The organism is Brakhagea slesvicensis (genome assembly GCF_052161625.1).
GTDB lineage: Bacteria > Planctomycetota > Planctomycetia > Pirellulales > Pirellulaceae > JBKCUI01.
Genome location: NZ_CP197412.1, coordinates 2,947,488 through 2,965,279, shown reverse-complemented (window position 1 = coordinate 2,965,279; position 17,792 = coordinate 2,947,488). Strand labels below are relative to the sequence as shown.

Annotated in this window: 13 protein-coding genes; 8 read left to right on the top strand and 5 right to left on the bottom strand. The window is 56.2% G+C overall.

Translation table 11 applies throughout. The features are described from left to right. Positions 1–91 precede the first annotated feature (91 nt). Entirely contained in the window at positions 92–1,456 is a 1,365-nt protein-coding gene (locus SH467x_RS11145; protein ID WP_482367195.1) for a sigma-54-dependent transcriptional regulator, read from the top strand. Between the two features lie 16 nt (positions 1,457–1,472). Here SH467x_RS11145 and SH467x_RS11140 read toward each other — a convergent pair whose 3' ends face one another. Both SH467x_RS11140 and SH467x_RS11135 read right to left on the bottom strand, forming a co-directional pair. Then, on the bottom strand, positions 1,473–2,195 hold the full coding sequence (locus SH467x_RS11140; protein WP_482367194.1) for a pyridoxine 5'-phosphate synthase: 723 nt from the start codon (positions 2,193–2,195) through the stop codon (positions 1,473–1,475). Positions 2,196–2,302: 107 nt separating this feature from the next. Then, entirely contained in the window at positions 2,303–3,646 is a 1,344-nt protein-coding gene (locus SH467x_RS11135) for a S1C family serine protease (RefSeq protein ID WP_482367193.1), read from the bottom strand. Between the two features lie 140 nt (positions 3,647–3,786). On the opposite strand from SH467x_RS11135, the gene SH467x_RS11130 reads away from it, so the two are divergent. The 5 genes from SH467x_RS11130 (at position 3,787) to SH467x_RS11110 (ending at position 9,724) form a co-directional block, all read left to right on the top strand. Then, positions 3,787–4,497 (top strand): metallophosphoesterase, encoded by a 711-nt coding sequence (locus SH467x_RS11130; RefSeq protein WP_482367192.1) that lies wholly within the window; start codon positions 3,787–3,789, stop codon positions 4,495–4,497. Between the two features lie 21 nt (positions 4,498–4,518). Beyond that, positions 4,519–6,006, top strand: coding sequence for a cardiolipin synthase (gene cls / locus SH467x_RS11125; protein WP_482367191.1), 1,488 nt, complete (start codon positions 4,519–4,521; stop codon positions 6,004–6,006). 238 nt (positions 6,007–6,244) lie between these two features. After that, on the top strand, positions 6,245–7,111 hold the full coding sequence (locus SH467x_RS11120) for a universal stress protein (protein ID WP_482367190.1): 867 nt from the start codon (positions 6,245–6,247) through the stop codon (positions 7,109–7,111). A gap of 40 nt (positions 7,112–7,151) precedes the next feature. Then, positions 7,152–7,652 carry a DinB family protein gene (locus SH467x_RS11115; protein ID WP_482367189.1) on the top strand — a complete coding sequence of 167 codons (501 nt, stop codon included), beginning with the start codon at positions 7,152–7,154 and terminating at the stop codon, positions 7,650–7,652. A gap of 86 nt (positions 7,653–7,738) precedes the next feature. Continuing rightward, positions 7,739–9,724, top strand: coding sequence for a CehA/McbA family metallohydrolase (locus SH467x_RS11110; protein ID WP_482367188.1), 1,986 nt, complete (start codon positions 7,739–7,741; stop codon positions 9,722–9,724). A 9-nt stretch (positions 9,725–9,733) separates the two neighbouring features. Here SH467x_RS11110 and SH467x_RS11105 read toward each other — a convergent pair whose 3' ends face one another. Beyond that, positions 9,734–11,077, bottom strand: a complete 1,344-nt coding sequence (locus SH467x_RS11105; RefSeq protein ID WP_482367187.1) for a Gfo/Idh/MocA family protein — start codon at positions 11,075–11,077, stop codon at positions 9,734–9,736. A gap of 361 nt (positions 11,078–11,438) precedes the next feature. Here SH467x_RS11105 and floA point away from each other — a divergent pair, with 361 nt between their 5' ends. Together floA and asnB are read left to right on the top strand one after the other, a co-directional pair. Beyond that, the gene (gene floA / locus SH467x_RS11100; protein ID WP_482367186.1) at positions 11,439–12,422 is read left to right on the top strand and encodes a flotillin-like protein FloA; all 984 of its coding nucleotides are present in this window, start codon (positions 11,439–11,441) and stop codon (positions 12,420–12,422) included. A 45-nt stretch (positions 12,423–12,467) separates the two neighbouring features. Beyond that, positions 12,468–14,390 carry an asparagine synthase (glutamine-hydrolyzing) gene (asnB, locus tag SH467x_RS11095; RefSeq protein ID WP_482367185.1) on the top strand — a complete coding sequence of 641 codons (1,923 nt, stop codon included), beginning with the start codon at positions 12,468–12,470 and terminating at the stop codon, positions 14,388–14,390. On the opposite strand, the gene SH467x_RS11090 is transcribed toward asnB, so the two are convergent. Next, positions 14,364–15,323 carry a phosphodiester glycosidase family protein gene (locus SH467x_RS11090; RefSeq protein WP_482367184.1) on the bottom strand — a complete coding sequence of 320 codons (960 nt, stop codon included), beginning with the start codon at positions 15,321–15,323 and terminating at the stop codon, positions 14,364–14,366. The genes asnB and SH467x_RS11090 overlap by 27 nt on opposite strands. 5 nt (positions 15,324–15,328) lie before the next feature. Continuing rightward, on the bottom strand, positions 15,329–17,785 hold the full coding sequence (locus SH467x_RS11085) for a c-type cytochrome domain-containing protein (RefSeq protein ID WP_482367183.1): 2,457 nt from the start codon (positions 17,783–17,785) through the stop codon (positions 15,329–15,331). Between the last annotated feature and the right edge of the window lie 7 nt (positions 17,786–17,792).

The window sequence follows — 17,792 nt, the reverse complement described above, 5'->3', positions numbered from 1 at the left end:
ACAAAATGACGTGGTTCGATGAAATGCGTCATTGTCCAGGAGTTGCGCGGTGTAAACTAGACTTGCTTCTCCCCTCAAGCCTGGCATTCGTATGATGAAGATCCTAATCGTTGAAGATGACTCTACCGCTCGTTACGCGCTCCATCGCGCAATACGAAACGAGGCTCGCACCATTCTGGAAGCCGAGCACGGAGGGCAAGCCATCGAGCAGATCCATGAGAATCATCCCGATCTGGTCTTTCTCGACCTCAACATGCCTGTCCAAGACGGATTGGCGGTACTCGATGCACTTCGCGACTCGCCACCTTCGCGTCTCCCCGAGATCATCGTCGTTACCGCCAACGATAGCGTGAACATCGCCGTCGAGTGCATCCGACGCGGAGCTTCCGACTTTCTGGTCAAGCCTTATGACCTCGACCATATTCGCACGATCGTCGCGCGCAGCCACCGACGCTGCCAACTCGAAGCAAGAGTCTTGGAACTGCAATCGCAACTCGACTCGATTCCATCGCTCGGCGCGCTCCTCAGCATTAGCCCTTCGATGCACCGAATCTTTGAACAAATCCGCAAAGCCTCGTCCACATCGCTTCCGATCCTTATTCGAGGTGAAAGCGGTACAGGCAAGGAACTGGTCGCTCGGGAACTCCATCGACTCAGCCAACGCAACCAAGGTCCTTTTATCGCCGTCAACACCGCCGCTCTCTCCGAACACTTGATCGAGAGCGAGCTGTTCGGCCATGTTAAAGGTGCATTCACTGGTTCCGATCGCAATCGCGAGGGGGTGTTTCGCAAGGCGCACCGGGGAACGTTGTTCCTAGATGAAATCGGTGACATGCCGGTCGGTGTACAAACGCGATTGCTGCGAGTCTTGCAGGAAGGCGTATTGACTCCGGTCGGAAGCGAAGAAGAGATCCCAGTCGATGTGCGAGTGATCAGCGCCACCCACCAGGATTTGGAATCAGCCATCGAACAAAAGCGATTTCGGGCCGATCTCTACTTTCGTCTGCGAGGAATTGAAATCAAGCTCCCCCCTCTGCGCGCTCGCAGCGAGGATGTCTTGCTCCTAGCAAACCATTTTCTTCAAAGCGAATTGGTATTCAGCCCCCAAGCTACCGAAGCCATCCTTCGCTACGCATGGCCTGGAAACATCCGCGAACTCAAACAGCGAGTCGAGGGTGCAGCAGCCATGGCAAGGTCGTCATCGATCGAGCCGGAAGACCTTGGACTAGTTCCTTCCCGCGCCGACTCGGACGAGCCATCCAATCCCGACTGGTTGGCTCCTTATTTGGAGGTCCCTCTCACAGAGGGAAAGCAAAAACTAGTCGATTGGTTTGAACGCGTCGCGATCGAACGAGCCTTGGAACTGGAACAGGGGAACGTGTCCGCCGCTGCACGTCGGCTCGGAATCCATCGCCAGAGTCTGCAGCAAAAGTTGAAGGACCGCGAACAAACGTAAAGGGCGTTCGCAGGATCTAAGGACGGGGGACTTGGATCAGTCGTTTCATTTCGGCTACCGCGGCCTGGAAGCCCACCAATACAGCCCGACTGACGATGCTGTGACCAATATTGAGTTCGAACATATTGGGGATGGAAGCAATAGGAATCACGTTCTGATAGGTGAGACCATGCCCCGCATGCAGGCGCAACCCCAGATCGGTGGCAATGACTCCTGCCTGGGTCAGTCGATCCAACTCCCGTCGCTGATCCGCGCCGCGGGCCAACGCATATTGACCCGTATGCAATTCGATCGCTTGGACGCCGAGCGCCTTGGCCTTTTCGATTTGCTCTCGATCGGGATCGATAAAGAGACTGACTTCGATCCCTTGATCACGCAGTTTTTCGATCGCTTGCTCGACGACCCCATCTCCCCGAAGCAGATTGAGTCCCCCCTCGGTGGTAACTTCTTCGCGGCGTTCGGGGACCAGAGTTGCTTGATGCGGATGGGTCGCGCAGCAGATGTCGACGATCTCGGGTGCACAGGAGAGTTCAAAATTCAGTTTGATATGCACTGTTTCTTTGAGCAGCCGAACATCGCGGTCTTGGATGTGTCGGCGATCTTCCCGAAGATGGACCGTGATCGTGTCGGCACCACCTAATTCAGCAAAATAAGCGGCCGCGACCGGGTCGGGTTCGTAGGTTCGACGCGCTTGGCGAATTGTGGCAACGTGGTCGATATTGACTCCTAGCTCTACCATTCCGAATCCAGTCCAAAGCTTTCCATAGGGAGGAGGGGCGATTGGAAAGGGGGAAACCCATTCGAAAATCGCCCTGCAATCAATCTTGAGATAGCGTCGTTATACGATCAATCGGGACGCTGTCCAATCGTAATCGAAAGCCGCTGTCGCTCGGCGTTGCGTTCGATCTCCAGGTCAACGCTCGAACCTGGCTGGCTGTTGCCGATTCGGAAGATGGCATCTTCGACGCCGCGAATCTCGACGCCATTGACGGAGATAATGCAGTCACCTTCAGCAAGCCCAGCGAGTTCGGCCGGTGAACCGGGCAAGATCCGATTGACCATCGCTCCGAAACGGTCTTTTGTCAGCTCGTAAGTTGTTTCGGGCAGCTCCTCCTCGCCTCGAAGTTGTTCGTATCGGGCGACCGAAACGAATTCGACTCCCAGCCAACCGCGGCGCATCCTTCCGTTTTGAACAATTTCGTCGAAGACCTGGCGGGCTACATTGCTCGGAATGGCAAAGCTCACTCCTCGGTAGGACTCTCCGATGATAGCGGTGTTGATCCCGATCAATTCGCCGCGCCCATTGACCAACGGGCCCCCGCTATTTCCTGGATTGACAGCGACGTCGGTTTGCATGAGGTCGCTGTATCGGGCCGTGGGACCTCTTTTGCGATCACGTCCTGTTCGCATCGATCCAGAATCGTCGTACTGAGTCCCGGATAAATCCAGCCGATGTTTGCTGCTCACGATTCCAAAGGTAATCGACCCAGTCAATCCGAAGGGGCTACCGACCGCCCAAACCGGCGAACCGACTTGAGCGACGTCGCTGTCCCCCCAGGCGATTGGAAGTAGATCGTCCGCTTTGATTTTGAGAACAGCGAGATCGGTCAATGGATCGCTGCCAACCAATTCGGCGAGACAATAGCGTTCGTCCGCCAAATAAACGTGGATGACCGGCCCGTCGTCGAGCACGTGACTGTTCGTGAGGATCCATCCTCCTTTATCGATAATAACACCACTCCCGTGTCCAGTCATCGACCGGCGACCAATCACGCTTTTCAAGGGTGTCTCCGCCAGGCTCGTAGTGATGTGCACCACGCTCGGGACAACTCGTTTGGCAACCGTCTGGGAGATGCTGGACAGCCCTTCCAACGAAACTTGTTTGAGCTGGTCCCCGGCGACTTCGTACTCGGCTCGCAATTGGCCGCGGTGCCAGGAATAGCGAGACAACTCCAAGGTCGCAGGGAGGAGAAGGCGAAGGACCGCCAGGAGAACCACGACGACTGCAAGACTCGTCAAGGTCGATAAAAGCAGGGATTTGGCATTGGGATAGCCGGTTCCGCCGGAGGGCTCGGAAGCAATCTCTTCCGGATAATCCTCGTCGCGCGGCAGGGCCTCCGCCTGGGAAGCTTCGGCGATAGGCCGGTCGTTGAACGAGTCGGCGGGCTGATCGGTGGGATGGGGGGCCATAGGCACAGTTCCTCACTGGCTATTTTTCGGGGGCCTACCTCGCGGAATAAACGACCCTCGCATAGGATAATTTGTACCTTGGAAACGCCTTGGATGCAAAGAATTCCCTTCTCGTTGGGTTTGGTAAAAGCAGGAAACCGATGCGATGTTTCTTCCTTTCGGATCTGCACCTGTTCTCGAGGAGGTCCGATTTTGGTCGCTATGAACGTGTCTTGGAGCAAGCGGCCGACCGGGCCGGCGCAGTGATTCTGGGTGGGGATATCTTCGACTTCAAGTGGAGTTGCTACCCTTCGCTCGACACCACGATCGAGAAAGCCGTGGAATGGCTTTCGGACTTAACCGATCGGCACCCGAGATGCAGCTTTTATTATCTGCTGGGCAATCACGATTCCCATCCTCGCTATGTGTCGGCCTTGGACCGCTTGGTGTTCGAAAAGAAGAATCTGCAGTGGCAGCCTTACTGGCTTCGCTTCGGTCATGCTGTCTTTTTGCATGGAGATGTGCTGGATGGTGGGATGGATCATCGCGAGGTGGATGAACGTCGCAAGAAGCACAGTGGCGATCCGGTCCCAGAAGCTTATCGACATTGGCTGTACGATGTAGCAGTTCAAGTGAAGGTGCATCGCGCGGTGGCCACCTTTGCACGGCGGAGAGCTTGGGTCCTCAAAAAGCTCGCTCGGTATTTGAGCGAGCAAGGTCTCGATGCGACGCAAGGTGTCTCCGATGTCTATTTCGGGCATACGCATCGCCCCATGACCTCCGTCCGCTATGATGGCCTGGTATTTCACAACGGAGGAGCGTGTATCAAGGGACTTCCATTTCGGATCCTGGAACTGCAGCTTGCAAGTTAAACAACAGGATTCACTTTCGCGATGCTGAGTGTTCTGCCGAGTCTGCAAGAGTTCCCCGAATTCTATTGGGGCATCATCGCATTGCTGCTCCACACCGGATTGACGATGACGATCGTCATCCGTGTCATCATGAGCAATCGCTCGGTGGGGGCGACTCTTTCGTGGATCGCCGTGGTGTTCATGTTCCCGATGCTCGGGCCCGGAATTTACTTGCTGATCGGCGAACTGCGACTTGGTTCACGCCGCGCGAGATTGGTAAGGCAGCTTCGAGAGCCCTCCCGGGTCCGTTATCGAAAGCTGGATCGTGGGGACCTGCGGGTGCATTGGCAATCGGTGGGGGAAGATTGTGAAATGTTGGCCAGGGCTGCGGAACGCATGCTCGAGGTACCAGCGTTGCCCGGCAATCACTTCGAGCTGCTAAAGGAATGGGAGGATGTCTTCGATCGAATGATCCAAGACATCGATGGTGCTCAGGTCAGCTGCGATATGGAGTTCTACATTTGGCACGATGCGGGGCGAACGCGCGATATCGCCGAAGCATTGATGCGAGCAGCCGATCGCGGCGTGACTTGTCGCATTTTGGTCGACGGCATCGGCAGCTTGCCATTTCTTCGCAGCGATACGATCCAAGTTCTCCGGCGCAAGGGCATCCGGGTCGAGCCGGCGTTGCCCGGAGGGATCTGGCGTATTCCCTTTGTACGGTTCGATCTCCGCATGCATCGAAAACTGGTGCTGATCGATGACCAAATCGCTTGGACAGGTAGTCTCAATCTGGTCGATCCCAGATTCTTCAAAAGCGAGGCTGGCGTCGGGCAATGGATCGATGCGATGACCCGACTGGAAGGCCCGGCGGTCGAAGCATTGGCCATCACCTTTCAGCAAGATTGGTATGTTGAAACAGAATTGGGGGGAACCGAGTTACCCGACGTGACGGGTGATCAATTGATTCGCAAACGAGGGACCGCGGTAGTTCAAGTCCTTCCGTCGGGACCGGCCAATCAAGTGGAAGCGATTGAACGATTGCTGATCACCGCTATCTATCTCGCTCGCAGAGAACTGGTGATCACGACCCCTTATTTTGTTCCTAGCGAAGCGTTGCAAATGGCCTTGGCTACCGCGTCGCAACGCGGCGTGAAGGTAATCGTCGTGGTACCTGCGATCGTCGACTCGTTGTTGGTGCGATGGGCAAGCCAAGCTTTTATGGGAGACCTCATGCAATCAGGTGTGTTCATCGCCAAGTTTCATGGTGGACTGCTGCACACCAAGAGCGTGACGATCGATGGACACATCAGCCTGTTCGGTTCGCTCAATATGGATCCGCGCAGCTTTCGATTGAACTTTGAACTCACCCTCGCCGTGTACGATGCCACCTTCACCCATACACTGCGGACACTGCAGCAGGATTATTTGAATCAATCGGAAATGATCGATCCGGTGGCTTGGTTCAGCCGTTCTTTCCTTACTCGATTCGGAGAAAAGACCGCTCGACTCATGGGGCCGCTTCTTTGAACTCTCCCGACCCCCAGTGGAAACCCATCAAGGCGTTGCGCGCATCCGGAGGGCAGAAAAGGAGCGCTCGGTTCCCAGTCACCCCTTCGGGTTGGTTCGAATTGGCACGGTTCGAGTGAGGATTCGGTGGCTGGTACTGCGATTGCAGGGATCGTGCTATAACGAGATGGCGAAGGCGTGTTCCCGTGTTCGACTCTTTGCCCTCCCTCCCATTCCAGAACATCAAGGAAACTGAGCGATGAAAATACTGCTTGCTACCGACGGATCTTCAACCGCTACGGATGCCGCTTCCCTGCTCGCGCGATTGCCCCATCGCGACCGGCTGGAGCTCACGATTTTATTCGTCAATCAAGCGTACGAGTTTTTTGGAGTCGTCGAGTCGCAGAGCGTCGTCGATCGTTGTATTGCAGAAGAGAAAGCGAGAGGATTGGAGGCGTGCCAACGCGCGGCCCATCTTTTCCATGGTGCAAATGCGACAGTAGAGACGTTGGTCATCGATGGTCATCCAGGGGAAACGATTGTCGATACGGCGGCGGAAAAGCAAGTCGACTTGATCGTCCTGGGAGCGACTGGCCATACGAAGATTGATCGATTTCTCCTGGGGAGCGTCAGCGATTTTGTTGCGACCCATGCGAAGTGTTCGGTGCTGGTAGCTCGTTCGCAGATGCTGGAAGAATTGAAGCAGCATGAGCTGCGGATCTGCGTCGGCATCGATGACTCGGACCGTTCCAGCAACGCATTTAGCAAATTCTGCGAAGCGGGTTGGACGGTTCCTGCCAAGGTAGATTTTGTAGGTGTGGTTCGGTTACCTTTTATCTACTCCGATATCCCCATCGCGATCGACACGTCCAACAGCAAAAAGAGCATGCAAGCGAAGCTTGCCCAAACCGTCATCCAATGCCAACATCGTTTTCCGGTGGCATCGATTCATGTAGAAGAAGCGAACCATGTGGGGGATACGCTCGTTCGGTTCGCGACGAAACATCACTCGGATTTGATGATACTGGGAGATACCGGCAGAGGACTAATGGGGCGGTTTCTATTGGGTAGCGTCACCAGGTATGTCCTCCGGCATGCTCCCTGTTCCATCTGGATCAGTCGCTGATCCTCATGTCGATTGGATTTGCCTCCGGAAAGATCATCGAGTGCAACACGAAGAACCTTATTTCCAGAAGTACTTGAATCGCGTCGTGGTGGGAGCGGAGCCAGTCGAGCAGCTACGCTCTCAGGGGACAGGATTTGTTCGTTGGGCGGAACGCGTTGAGTCAGCATCCACGACCGTGCTGCACACACCCTACACCTGGACGGTTCGTCAGGTCCTTCATCACATCACCGATACCGAGCGCGTTTTTGCCTTTCGGACCTTGTGGTTCGCGCGTGGGGCCAGCGAGCCGCTCCCTTCGTTCGATGAACATGAGTTCGTGCGTCGTTCCCATGCGAATGAAATCGATTGGCCTCAGTTGGTGGACGAATTCCAAACGGTTCGAGCCGCTTCGGTATCGCTATTTGCGAACTTGTCTCCGGAGGATTGGAAACGATCCGGTCGCGCAGCCGGTTACGAGATGGACGTTTCCATGCTTTGCGGAATGATATTTGGACATTTAGACCATCACTTTGAGATTCTTCAGCGGCGGATTCGCTCCTGAGCATTGGAATCGTTTGCACCTCGCCAGATCTTGAAGGGATTGCTTTTTCCCTCCCCGTTCCTACCTCTTTCGATGCCCGGACACCCATGAATCCATCGTCTCGTCGCCGCTCTGTGATGCGAGTCCCCATCTCCCTCGCCGTGGCCCTGTTTTCTTGTCTCGGTGGTGTTTCCCAAGCCGACGATGCGCAAGTGCTCACGACCGGACGACAGCATTTGGGGAAGGTGGGGCAGTGGGAATGGGACCATTTCGACGGAGTACCCGTCGATGCCGAGTCCTTGGAGGTGCGGTTTGCATCGAAAGCCAACGCGTCGGAGCAAACCCTGCGCGTTTGGCAGCGCGATGTGAAGCTGACTTGGACGATCAAGCTCAACGATAGGAAGCTTGGGACGCTCGAGTCCTTCGAAGCTGCCATGGAAAGCCTCTATGCTATCCCTCCTGGGGTTCTTCGCGAGGGGGAGAATGTTTTGAGAATCGAGGCACCCAATGCATTGGACGATATCGAAGTGGGACCGATTGCCATCGTTCCCGCTTCGATAAGCGCGATGCTAAAGGAATCCCAAATCGAGGTCACGGTCATCGACGAGGACTCCAAGCGAGAGATTCCTTGCCGAATCACTTTGACCAAGCCAGATGGAACGTTGCAGCCGTTGCGGGCGGAGCCTGCAGGCGACTTGGCTACTCGCATTGGTGTTGTCTACGCGCGTGCGGGGAAGGCCACTTTGTCGCTTCCCCAAGGGGATTACCTGCTCACGGCAGGACGGGGTTTCGAGTGGGGTACGAATACAACGCGCATTTCGCTACGCCCCGGTGAATCGAAACACGTAGCGCTCTCCCTGAGTCGCGAGGTTTCGACCAAAGGCTGGATCGCTGCAGATAGCCACATCCATACCCTCACTCACAGCGGTCATGGAGACGCTCGACTGGAGGAACGGATGATTACTATAGCTGGGGAGGGCATCGAACTGGCAATTGCGACCGACCACAATCACCATGCCGATTACGCTCCGATGCAAAAGAGTCTTGGTTTGCAAGATCGATTCACTTCGGTGATTGGCAACGAAGTCACAACCAAACGGGGGCATTTCAACGCGTTTCCGATCCAACCCGGTGCACCGGTGGTCGATCACCGGGAGGAGGATTGGTCGAAGCTATTACCTGCTATCCGATCGACGCCTGGAGTGGAGGTCATCACCCTCAATCACCCTCGGGATCTCCACAGCGGCTTTATCCCGTTGGGGGGGGCACACTTTCATCCCAAGACGGGACAACATCGCGATGCAGACGCGTTGAAGCATGTCGATGCCATCGAAGTGGTGACATCGGGCGCCTTGCAGTCGGACATCCACCAATTGATTCGCGATTGGTTCGCTTTGCTCAATCGCGGGCACCGAATCGCTGCGATCGGCTCGAGCGATACCCATGACGTCAGCCGTTTCATCCTAGGACAAGGTCGCACTTACGTCGCAGCAAACGACTCCGACCCGGCTCATCTCGATCTGGAGGAAGTTTGGCGCAGCTATCAGGAAAGCAGGCTCCTGGTGAGTATGGGGTTGCTGGCTCAGGTGCGCGTGAACGATCGGTTTGCGGTAGGCGATTTGGCGACCGAGCTAGGGAGTCATCTGGACGTGCAAGCCTTAGTCTCCGGGCCGTCTTGGGCGAAAGCGGATCACGTGGCCCTATATGCCAATGGCATACTCCTTCGCGAGATGGAGATTGACGACCCGGGTACTGCGGGGGAGAAGGCGAGCATCCGCTGGCGTATACCAAGACCAGCCCATGATGTGCATCTTGTGGTGATCGCGACCGGTCCGGGGGTGCAGTCCCCTCACTGGGCTCTTCCGAGACCCTGGCAACCCACCAGCAAATCGATCGCATCGCGCGTCATTGGATTGACGAACCCCGTCTGGATAGATGCGGACGGGGATGGTGCATATCAATCCGCCAACACCTATGCCTCGCGACTACTTGAACAGTTTGGCGAGGACCGCGAGGGGTTGGCAAAGGAATTGGAACGCTTCGATAGCAGCGTTGCGACGCAAGTCGAATCGCTGCGGTCGACCGGGCGATAGGTCCTGGCCTTAAATCCCTGCCGGTTCCCAGCCTTTGCGATAGGCTTTGCTCAGGTAGTCATTGGCCGCAGCGACGTTGGTGATACGCAGTTTCTCGGCATCCCAATCCAAGCGTTGGTCGGGGAAGCGGATTCCGATCGTTCCGAGCAACACCGCTTCGGTCAGTGGACCAGCGTAGTCGAAGTGCGAGGTGGTCGCCCCGTTCCCCAGACACGCATCGGCCCATTGGGTGTAGTGATCGACGTTCGGAAGCGTCTCAAGCTTTTCAGCAGCAAACCGTTCCTTCGGGTAAACGCTCGGCATCGCGACGTGGGGAACGACTAGCGATCCTTTTTCACCGATAAGTACCGAGCCGGCTTTCGGCAGCACCACGTCGGCGGGAATATCCCGGATGCGATCTCGAGGAGGCTCGACACCTGCAGCGTCGTACCAAGTCACAGGCAGTCGATCGGAAGCCGTGTACTCGGTTCCTGGGAATAGATACTGGACCGTGCATCGGTCAGTCCAACTCTCCTTCTTGAGAGGAGGTGCAGCGACTTGCAATGAGACAGGGGAAGTCAACTTCAGGGCCTTGAAGACGGGGTCGAGAATATGGCAACCGAAGTCCCCGAGTTGCCCAGTCCCAAAGGCTTGCCAACCACGCCAGTTGAATGGGTGGTAGAGATTTGCTTTGTAGGCCGTCTCGGGTGCAACGCCTTGCCAAAGATCCCAACGAACGTGCGAGGGAACGGGGTCTGAGCCTGTAGGAGTATCGATGTGCCGAGGCCAGGTCGGATTGTTCGATTGCCAGGAGTGAACCTCCTTGACCTTTCCGATCAAACCAGAGTGAACCCAATGGACGGCGGTGCGATATGCGGAATGGGATTGGATCTGATTGCACATTTGCGTGACGACTCCCGCCTTTTTGGCTGCAAGCCGCATTTGACGAGCTTCGAACACGGTGTGCGTCAGGGGTTTTTGGCAGAAGACATGTTTGCCTAGCTGCATCGCTGCCAGCGAGATCGGGGCGTGCATGAAGTCTGGAGTTGATACGATGACGCCTTGAATATCGTTGGCAGTGTCGAGCAATTTGCGCCAATCGTCAAAGGTCGCAGCCTGAGGATACTTTTCCGCAGCCCGTCCGAGATGCTCTTTCGAGCTATCGACGTCGCACAGGGAGGCGACATCCACAGAGGGGCTGGCGGCGACCCCGAGCAGATCGCTCCAACCTTTGCCACCGGTTCCGATGCTGGCGATTCGGAGCCGGCTATTGGCTCCCAGGACGCGGCGGTAGTGTTGAGGAGCGAGGCCAACCAAGGCTCCGGCGGTGACGGCGGACTGGAGAACACGACGGCGAGAAAGCTGGGATGCCATGATGGAAAACGCTCCTAGTTGGATGGTGGGGGGACGGGTCGGTGCGTAAGCGCCTGATGCGAAGGTACTCAAAGAGTGGGCGCCGGGGGAATGAGCGCGGGGGAGGATGGTATTGTAACCGCCAATAAATCAGAGCTGGATGGGAAACGCGCCGGAGGGGCTGAATTCCGTGCTATACTGAACACGCCTTGGTGAGGAAAATAGGGGGATCGTGTCGGTTTTAGGGATGGAATGGCCGGTTTAGGGTCGTTTCCGCTCGCAGAGCCTTCCTTCCCTCAGCCTCACGATTCAATTGCCCTCACGGTGTACTTGCCCTCACGGCGTACTTGCCCTCACGACTTATTTAACAGTGGACCGCTTCATGGACTTCCTGTTCCTAGCACAAAACATCCAGTTGGACTTTCGAAGCATCCTCATGATTGGGCTCGCCATCGGCGCAGTCGTCATCGGCTTGATCGCCTTGGTCATTTTCTGGAATTTCGGAAGTTTGTGGCTGCAGGCCAAGACCAGCGGCGCAGACGTAACCATGATGAGTTTGATCGGGATGTACCTAAGGCAGGTTCGCCCGCACGTCATCGTCAACGCCGTGATCATGGCGTCTCAAGCTGGGCTCGATACCACTCGACGTACCGGTATTACCACGCAGGACCTGGAGGCACATTACTTGGCCGAAGGCAACGTGATGAACGTGATCAACGCCATCATCGCTGCCCAGCGCGCGGGAATCGATCTCGATTTTGAGCGAGCTGCCGCAATCGATCTTGCAGGACGCGATGTGCTCGATGCCGTGAAGACTTCGGTGCACCCGCGTGTTATCGACTGCCCCGATCCGAGGCATAGCGGCAACGGCTTCCTCTCTGCGATTGCCAAGAACGGTATCGAGCTCAAGGTAAAAGCTCGCGTAACCGTGCGAACGAATCTGGCCCAGCTCATCGGGGGTGCGACCGAGGAGACGGTCATTGCACGCGTCGGTGAAAGCATTATCAGCTCCATCGGTTCCTCCGAAAATCATTTGGTTGTTCTAGAGAACCCGAACCTAATCACCCGCACAGTGCTCAAGCGGGGGTTGGACAACCAAACCGCGTTCACCATCGTTTCGATCGATATCGCCCACATCGAAGTGGGTCAGAACATTGGAGCCCGGCTCCGAGCCGATCAAGCCGAGGCAGATGTGCGGATGGCTCGTGCGCAAGCCGAGCAACGCCGCGCCGAGGCAATTGCTCAGGAGCAGGTGATGAAGGCCAAAGTCGCAGAGAATCGTTCGAATCTCGTGCTGGCGGAAGCAGAAGTCCCCCAGGCGATGGCCAAGGCGTTCATCGCCGGTCACTTCCAATCCGTAACCTAACGGGTTCTACGTCGTTTCGAAGCGCTATTCCACGGGGTTCATTCCATGTGTGGCATCGCAGGAGGCGTCTGGCCATTCGGATCCGTAGGGATCGAGCCCGATATCCTTCATCGCATGACGCAGGCCCTCGAGCATCGCGGGCCCGATGATGAGGGCGCTTGGACTTCGCCGGCCGAATCGATTCGGCTCCACACCGATTCCCAAGATCGTTTCGGCGTCGCTCTCGGATTCCGTCGTCTCTCGATCATCGACTTGTCGACAGGGCATCAACCCCTCGGCAACGAAGATGGCTCGGTTCAGATTGTCTTCAATGGCGAGATCTACAACTATCGCGAGTTGCGACATCGATTGGAAGGCTCCGGTCATCGGTTTCAATCCCACTCCGATACCGAGACGATCGTTCATCTTTACGAAGATCTCGGGCTGGATTGTTTCAACCACCTCAACGGAATGTTTGCCATCGCTATTTGGGATGCGAGGGAGAATCGCTTGGTGCTTGCTCGCGATCGGATGGGTAAGAAACCGCTCTTCTACACTCTCCAAAACGGCACCCTCTACTTCGCCAGCGAGCTAAAGAGTTTACTGCAAGTCCCCGCTATCCGTCCCGAGATCGACCCCGGGAGCATCGACCTCTACCTGACGTATCAGTACGTCCCACATCCCTACACCATCTACAAGGGGATTCGCAAGCTTGAGCCGGGACATTGCGCTGTGTTCCAATCCGGTGAGCTAACCATTCAAAAGTATTGGTCGGTCGATTGGTCCCTCGAGCGGCCTCTTCCGCTAAGAGATGCCAAGGAGCAACTTCGCGAGCTTCTCACCGACGCTATTCGGCTACGTCTCCGAAGCGACGTACCCCTGGGAGCATTTCTCTCGGGTGGGATCGATTCCTCCCTCGTCGTCGCACTTGCTCAGAAAGAGCTCGCACAGCCCATCCAAACCTTCTCCATCGGGTTTTCGGAGGCGGATTTCGACGAAACCGGGTTTGCTCAGCAAGTGGCCGATCATGTGGGGACCAAGCACCAACGGTTTGAAGTGACACCCGATGCGCTCGATATCATCGACAAGCTGAGTTACCAATACGATGAGCCATTCAGCGATTCCTCGGCAGTGCCAACGTGGTACCTTTCGGAGCTTACGAGGCGTCATGTGACGGTCGCGCTTAGCGGTGACGGCGGTGACGAGCTGTTCGGTGGCTACGAGCGTTATCGGGCTCTCGTGCTCAGCCATCGATTGCAGAGTTGGTTCCCAGTTTCGTGGCTTCAAAAGTCCGGGATCCTGCAACGATTGCCCGACTCGTCAGCTCGTCGATCGCTCCTTCGGCGTGTGCGTCGGTTCTGCGAGGCGCTCGGCCAAGGCCCGGTTGATAGGTATATGAACTGGATTCAGATTTTTGGAGAAGCACAGAGGCTCGATCTCTTTCGCGAGGACTTCGTCACCGAGTTGCCCGATCGCGATCCGGTCGACTTTCTGAGAAAGGCTTGGCAAGCATCCGGCAAACGAGATTTGGTGAGCTGTGCGACCGCCGCCGATCTTCAAACCTATATGCCATGCGACTTGATGACCAAAGTGGATATCGCTTCCATGGCCCACTCCTTGGAGGCCCGGCAACCGCTCCTCGATTACCGACTGGTCGAGTGGGCCGCCTCGCTCCCGAGTTCCTTGAAGCTGAGGGGAAGCGTCGGTAAATTCTTGCTCCGTGAGACCTTTAAAGACCTGTTGCCACCCGCCATCTGGAACCGACCGAAAATGGGTTTTGGTGTGCCGATCGCCAAGTGGTTCCGGACCTCTCTGCGCGATCGAACCTACGATGCACTCCTCTCGACGGAAACAAAGTGCCACCGCTACTTTCGCAAAGAGGCCATTCAGTCTCTCGTCGATGCGCACATGTCGGGCCGTGAAAACCAAGCTTATCGGCTTTGGAATCTTCTCATGTTCGAACTATGGCTTCGACGTTGGAATCCCTAGCATAACAGGGACTGGGCGCGGCACGCGTCCAGAAGGGCGATTGGCGATTCGCAACTGCCCCTTCTCATCAGTCATCACGAGGACCGAGCTTCCGCCGCCATCCAAGTTGATCGCGTCGTGGCAACCGGATTCGAGCATCAGCTCAGCCAATTCTTCTTCGCTGACCCCTTCGCTCATCGTAGGTTGCCGGCCATCGACGACCAGCCAGACCATTCGCATTCCCTCGTGAGATATACCCAACGCCGTTCTCGGGTGCAACACATTGCTAGGATCCACGAGCTTCTTACCGTTTTGCAGGATCCCGCGAAAGCCGGAAATCGCCCATCTAACTTCGGTGCGACTAGTCGTTTCCTTTGAAGCGGATTCATGGAGTCGAATCCGACCTGATTCTTCTTGCCATACCGACCAGTATCCCCGTTCGGGAGGACTTACTAATCGGGTGCCTGTCGACGTCCAGCCTTTGATATCCGCAGGACCATCGACAACATAGCCAGGCGTCTTACCCGTCGTGGGATCCGGGAGCATGACCCAAGCGTTGGTGTTGATCGCTGCCAAGAACCTAGCATCGCGGGCATGACGATCGGGGGCTTTCAATGCGACTTCGGCGGGCCCCTCGCCATCGGGATCGGGACTCGCGCTGATTCCCAGCGGAATCGATGGTTGGGTCAGGTCCAACACCAGCCTATGGATGCGAAGCGGCCGCGGCAAAGTTCTTTCTTCGAATGAATACTCGGCACCATGGGGTAACCGCCACGTGGGCTGTTCGCCGCGGACAGAGTTCACGACCGAGAAGGCGTGAAAGGCCGCGACGAAAACGAACGATCGAAACACGGCCGCCTGGAGCACGGGCATTCGAAGAAACGCTGCACGCAAACGGGACCGACCGATATCGGTTTCGATCGGATCCTCGTCCGTGGCAGGCAGAATGGGCATCGCGATTATTTCTTTCCGAACGCTTGCTGGAACAATTCCAATTGAGCGTTTGAAGCGGCCGCATCCGATTCAAGCTGTGTGGCTTGATCCTTTAGTTTGCCCAGCGCGTCTTGCTTGGCCGTCATGTCGGTGACGACTGCCATCTTCTTGGCTTGCTCATCGGCCATTCGCTTTTGAAGTTCTGCGAGCTGTGCCTCGAGCTTGCCAATCTCGGCGGCTAGGGCATCGGCTTGCAATTTCGTTTCGGTGATCGACGATTCGGCTGTTGGGATTTGCTGTTGAATCGCAGCCAGGGATTGTTCGATGGCTGTCTTCTTGCTCGCTAGCTCGGCAGGCCGACTGGCAAAGGCCTGGAGATCGCTTTGCAATTCGGCAACGCGGGCTTGCAACGCGGCGACTTGCGCGTTGATCGAATCGACCTGCGCCTTGGCTGCCGCGGCCGCATCGTTCGCTGCTTTCAACGCTGCCGTGGTAGATTCCACGCGAGGGGCAAGCCCATTGCGCATTTCGGTGAGCTGGATTACCGAGGCCGCCGTTTCATTCCATTCTTTGGTGATCGCCTCAACCTTGGGTTGAAGGTCCACCATCTCCGGTTCGCGTGCAGCGAGCTGCGCTGCGAGGGGAGCAACTTCTTCTTGGATCTGGGTTAACGCCGCTACTTGGATAGCAATCTGCATTTGCGTCGTTTGGATCTTTGCATCGAGGGATGCAACATCTGCCCCCGGTTCAGCCTTTTGTTTCACGAGAAGACCAGCCTCTTCGTCCAGTTTCTTTTTATTCTCCCCAGCGACTTCGAGAAGCTTCTGTTTCGGAGCAACTTGACCGCGAAGCGCTTGCAACTCTTCGCTCTTGGTCTTGAACATCGCCGACAAGCCATCGAAGTTAGGTTTGAGTTGCGATTGCTTTTCGGTGGCAACCTTGAGCTGTTCGTCGGTCTTCGTCAGATCCGTTTGCAGTTGGGTGAGCTGCTGCTGGATAGCGGTGATTTGCGAGCTTTTCGCCGCATAGTCGTTGCTAAGTTCCGTTTGTTTCGTCAGGGATTGTTGCAACTCGGCTTGCACCGCAGCGAGCAAGGCCTCGAGTGGTTGTGGGTTGGCAGGGATGCTCTTTTCATCCTTTGGGTTTGCTCGTTGCCAAAGTCGGACATTGCCCGCCCAGTCCCCCGCAGCGACTTGTTTGCCATCTACGGTAATCGCGACTTCGTGACCTGCTTCGGCCAACGGTGGCATTTCCCCTGCAGCATTGCCTCCGATATCCCAGACTTTGACCTTGTTGTCACGACCGGTGGAGACCATGGTTCCGTCGTTGCAGACATCAACGGCGAGGGCACCACCCCCGTGGGCATCCCACGACTTGATGACTTTCCCTTCGTTCATCTCCCACATCTTGAGAGTACCGTCCATGGAGGCGCTGATGAGGGCAGCGGAATCGGGGCGCCAAGCGAGTGATCGGATCTCTCCTTTGTGCCCTTGAAGGTCCAGATAAAGTCGTCCCGTATCTGCTTCCCAAACCACCAATCCGGCGCTTCGGTCTGCAGTGGCGAGAAGCAGTCCATCCGGGCTGAATCGAACCGAGTAGATCCAATCGGTATGTTTCTTTTGTTCGTATTTCAGTTCACCGGTGAGTGTGTCATAGACACGGACCAGCTTTTGCGGACCGCCCAACGCGATCAACTGGTTGTTGTCATTGATGTCTGCGGACATGACGGTATCCAACTCATCGCCGACTCGTGCAATACGATTTCCGGTTTCGATCTCGTAGAGTGCTGCATAGCCGGAATGACTGTGCTTTCCACCACCGATAAGAATCAGTTTCCCGTCGCGTGAGAAGGTGATCGACTGAGGCTCCCCTTCAGGGAATGGGAGAATGCCCATAAGTTTGCCCGTTTCACTGTGATACAGCGAGACCTGCATCTGCCCACCTACAGCCACGAGCGGGGACCAAGGGCTTGCTGCCACGGCAGACGTGGTGGCCGCTCGATCGGTTGCGAACGGAGTTTGCCTCAGCATGGTTGTCGGCATCGGAGGTGCCCCTTCCGGGCGTCCGATCTTGACCGAGAGGGCCATCGCATTGGCTTTCGGCTTCTTGATTTCGGAGCCGCTGTTCTCGGGCATCCCTTGTTCAATCCAAGTCTTCAAGAGATCGACTTTAGCCTGAGCGATCATATCTTGATTGGGGGGCATAAAGGGTTGCTCTTTGTGCGCGGTGAGCGCGTACAAACGAGACGAATCCAGATCTCCCTCGACGACCACTTCGCCACCGCTACCTCCAGCCATCAAGCCTTGGTAGGAATCGAGAGCCAAACCGCTCTTCTTGTCGTTCGAATTGTGGCAAGACGTGCAATGCTCACGCAAAATCGGTTTGACGTGATCGTCGTACGTAATCTTCGTCGGCTCTTGGGCCCAAACACGGGTGCAGCCGATTGCAATGAACGTGATAACGAAAAACAGACGCTTCTTCATAGTGCTG